This window comes from Mesorhizobium sp. M7A.F.Ca.CA.002.09.1.1 (assembly GCF_003998555.1).
Lineage (GTDB): Bacteria > Pseudomonadota > Alphaproteobacteria > Rhizobiales > Rhizobiaceae > Mesorhizobium > Mesorhizobium ciceri.
In genome coordinates this window covers 1-3,806 of the sequence record NZ_RZRR01000559.1, presented here as the reverse complement: position 1 = coordinate 3,806, position 3,806 = coordinate 1, and the positions used below count along the sequence as shown (strand labels likewise).

At 64.5% G+C, this 3,806-nt stretch carries 5 protein-coding genes; 3 read left to right on the top strand and 2 right to left on the bottom strand.

Translation table 11 applies throughout. The annotated features are described in order from the left end of the window. The 3 genes from EN994_RS21930 to truA all read left to right on the top strand — a co-directional run. Positions 1-552, top strand: a 552-nt coding sequence (locus EN994_RS21930; protein ID WP_281060188.1) for a methionyl-tRNA formyltransferase, incomplete at its 5' end; no start/stop codon positions are given. Next, positions 549-1,055 carry an N-acetyltransferase gene (locus tag EN994_RS21925; RefSeq protein WP_127307802.1) on the top strand — a complete coding sequence of 169 codons (507 nt, stop codon included), beginning with the start codon at positions 549-551 and terminating at the stop codon, positions 1,053-1,055. The genes EN994_RS21930 and EN994_RS21925, both read left to right, overlap by 4 nt. A 121-nt stretch (positions 1,056-1,176) precedes the next feature. Then, positions 1,177-1,947, top strand: coding sequence for a tRNA pseudouridine(38-40) synthase TruA (gene truA, locus EN994_RS21920; protein WP_063169727.1), 771 nt, complete (start codon positions 1,177-1,179; stop codon positions 1,945-1,947). Here the strand turns inward: truA and EN994_RS21915 are convergent. Further along, entirely contained in the window at positions 1,914-2,549 is a 636-nt protein-coding gene (locus tag EN994_RS21915) for a hypothetical protein (RefSeq protein WP_063169726.1), read from the bottom strand. The genes truA and EN994_RS21915 overlap by 34 nt on opposite strands. A gap of 5 nt (positions 2,550-2,554) precedes the next feature. Next, positions 2,555-3,748 (bottom strand): succinyl-diaminopimelate desuccinylase, encoded by a 1,194-nt coding sequence (dapE, locus tag EN994_RS21910; protein WP_063170425.1) that lies wholly within the window; start codon positions 3,746-3,748, stop codon positions 2,555-2,557. Between the last annotated feature and the right edge of the window lie 58 nt (positions 3,749-3,806).

Genomic DNA, 3,806 nt, shown 5'->3' with positions numbered 1-3,806 from the left:
GGCATGATGGTGATGCGCATGGAAGAGGGCCTGGACACCGGTCCGGTCGGGCTGGTTGAAAAATGCGCTATCGAACCCGATATGACAGCCGGCGATCTGCATGATCGGTTGATGAGTGTCGGTGCTGCCTTGATGGTGGAAGCGCTGGCGCGACTGGAAAGGAATACGCTGACATTCACCACACAAGCTGTGGATGGGGTGACCTACGCCAAGAAAATCGATAAATCCGAGACTCGCGTGGACTGGACTCGCTCGGCAAGTGAGGTCCACAATCATATTCGCGGCCTGTCGCCCTTTCCCGGCGCCTGGTCGGAGATAGGAATTGGCGGCCGCCAGGAGCGGCTGAAACTGCTTCGCTCGACGCTGTCGCAAGGCCTGTCGCCTTCGGAAGATTTGGGCGAGTCGGGAGGAATTCTCGATGACCGGCTGACGGTCGCCTGCGGGGCAGGCGCGATCAGGCTGGTCGAAGTTCAACGGGCGGGCGGAAAGCCCGCTGCCGCGTCGGAATTCCTGCGCGGGGCCAAGATCGAAAAAGGACTGAAATTCTCATGAGCATGATGTCGATACGCGCGGCAACGCCGCGGGATCGCGAGGCCATCCGCCTCGTCGAGGAACACGCTTTCGGCCAGCAGGCGGAGACCGGTCTGGTCGACGCGCTGGTGACCGGCGGCGACGCGGTTGCCGAACTGGTTGCGGAAGAGGACGGCCAGGTGGTCGGCCATATCCTGTTTTCGCGGCTGTTCGTCCAGAATGGCGGCAAGACCTTCGCGGCCGTGGCGCTGGCGCCGCTGGCGGTGGAGCCCTCGTTCCATGGCAGCGGCATTGGCGGCGCGCTGATCCGCGAGGCGCATATCCGCCTCAAGGATGGTGGTGAGACGCTGGCCGTGGTGCTGGGCGACCCCACCTATTACGGGCGTTTCGGCTATAGCCACACGCGTGCCGAGAACTTCGAAAGCGAATACCAGGGCGAAGCGCTGCAGGCGCTGGCCTGGGGTGACGCGCCAGAAGCAGGCAGGCTGGTCTACGCCTCCGCCTTCACCGCTCTCGCCGCGTAGAACAGTCAGCCGTTTTCACGGAAACGGCGAACTGCACTCCTCTTTGTTTTAACGCAATTCCGAACGGAAAACCGTTTCACACTTTTCCTGGAATTGCTCGAGGCGAGAGCTCTAGCCGCAAATGCCGCGTTTTCGCCTCGACATCGAATATGACGGCAGCCTGTTTGCCGGCTGGCAGCACCAGGCGGATCAGCCTTCGGTGCAGCAGGCGATCGAACAGGCGATCGAAAAATTCTGCGGCGAAGCGATCAGGCTGCGCGCCGCCGGCCGCACCGATGCCGGCGTGCATGCGACCGCGCAGGTGGCGCATGTCGACCTCGTCAAGGCGTGGCCGAGCGACAAGGTGCGCGATGCCGTCAACGCCCATCTGCAGGCGGCCGGGGCGCGCATCGCCATCCTGAAAGCGACGGTGGTCTCCGACAGTTTCGACGCCCGCTTCTCGGCCATTGGCCGCCACTATCTCTACCGCATCCTGAACCGCCGCGCGCCGGCCGCGCTCGACAAGGGCAAGGTGTGGTGGGTGCCGAAGCGGCTCGACGCCGGCGCCATGCACGAAGCGGCAAAGGTCCTGCTCGGACGGCATGACTTTACCACCTTCCGCTCGACCCAGTGCCAGGCCAACAGCCCGATCAGGACGCTGGAACGGCTCGATGTGAGCCGACAAGGCGACATGGTCGAGGTCAGGGCTTCGGCGCGCTCGTTCCTGCACAACCAGGTGCGTTCGATGGTCGGCTCGCTCAAGCGTGTCGGCGACGGCGGCTGGAGCGCGGCCGACCTGAAAACATCGCTCGAGGCGCGCGACCGCGCCGCCTGCGGCCAGGTGGCGCCGCCCGACGGGCTGTTTCTCACCGGTGTCGATTATCCGATCGAGACGAGCCCGGAAAGGCTCTGAACTCCGACATCGTCCGGGACGGTGATGCCGAGCAACGTCTGCAGGCCGAACAGCACCAGCAGCGACGCAATGAACATGCCGACGAAAACGGCCGTGCCGACCGCTGCGCCCCTGCCCATCGTGGCATTTGTCATGCGCCAGGTCAGCACCATAGAAAGGGCAAAGAGGAACAGCGACACAAGGCTCGAAACCTGGCTTGCGGACGACAGGAAAAGCCGGATCAGCGCCGAAGGCAGCATCAGCCAGGCGGTGATGGCCGAAGCCCAGTTGCTGGCAACGACGTAGTGGACGAAGCGGCCGCCTATGCCGGCGCGCGGCGCGATGAAAGCGAGCGCAACCAGCGGCAGCACCCAGGAGCCGATGTCGACCGTCGCCAGGCGCACCAGCATGCTGAAGCGCCCCGCGAAGGCGTCGGGATCGCCGATTTCGTTGGCGATGCCGACCCAGCCGACGATCAGCGCCGGTGCTGCAACGACAATGGCGAAGAAGGAATTCCAGAAGCCGTCGGCCGACAGGTCGAGCAGGCGCAGGCCGTCGGCTCTGCCGAGCATCAATCGCCAGGCGCCCGTCAGCGAAGCTTGGGTTTCGTCCGCCGAAAGCATGCTGTTCAGCCCTGTCCGAACCAGTCTTCTATGAAGCGCTGGTAGATTTGCGTCAGCGTCTCGAGGTCGGCAATGGCGACGCGCTCGTCGACCATGTGCATGGTCTTGCCGACCAGCCCGAACTCGACCACCGGGCAATAGTCCTTGATGAAACGCGCATCGGAGGTTCCACCGGAGGTCGACAGCGTCGGCTCCTTGCCGACCGCCGACTTGATCGAGCCGCGCAGCGTTTCGATCAGCCTGTCGTCACGGGTCAGGAAGACATGGCTCGGCCGGTCGCGCCAGACGAGCTCGTAGTCGACCGGCGTCTTCTTGCCCTGCCGGTACTTCTTGCGCCTGGCCGCCTGGTCGAGCCGGTTGTGGATTTCGGCCTGCAGGGTCTCGTCCGTCCAGGTGTCGTTGAAGCGGATGTTGAAGGTCGCGGTCGCTTTGGCCGGGATGACATTGGTGGCCGGGTTGCCCACATCGATGGAGGTGACCTCCAGATTGGTCGGCTGGAAATCCCTGGTTCCCTTGTCGAAAACCGGATGCAGCAAGGCATCGACCAGGCTCATCAGCCCGCGCACCGGATTGTCGGCAAGCAAGGGATAGGCGACATGGCCCTGGCGGCCATTGACGGTGACGGCGCCGGACATCGAGCCGCGGCGGCCGATCTTGATCATGTCGCCCAGCGCATCCGGGTTGGTCGGCTCGCCGACGACAGAGGCATCCCATTTCTCGCCCCTGGAAGCCGCCCATTCGAGCAGCTTGACCGTGCCGTTGATCGCGGGGCCTTCCTCGTCGCCGGTGATCAGCAGCGAGACCGAGCCTTTCGGACCGCCATTGGCCTCGACATGGCGCGCCACGGCGGCGATGAAACAGGCGATGCCGCCCTTCATGTCGACGGCGCCGCGGCCATACATCTCGCCATTGGCGATCTCGGCGGCGAAGGGCGGATGCGTCCAGGCGGCTTCGTCGCCGACCGGCACCACGTCGGTGTGGCCGGCGAACATCAGATGCGGGCCATTGCCGGAACGCCTTGCATAGAGGTTTTCGATATCGGGCGTGCCGTCTTCGGAAAACACCGGCCGATCGACCAGGAAGCCGAGCGGTTTGAGCATCGTCTCCAGCGCGGTCAGCGCACCGCCCTCAGCGGGCGTCACCGAAGCGCAACGGATAAGGGCGGCGAGGTTTTCGGCAGGATCGGTCGGCAGCGTCATGGCAAAAGCGATAGTCGAAAGCGCAGGGCCTGTCACGGCCAGACATAGGGGCCAGCCT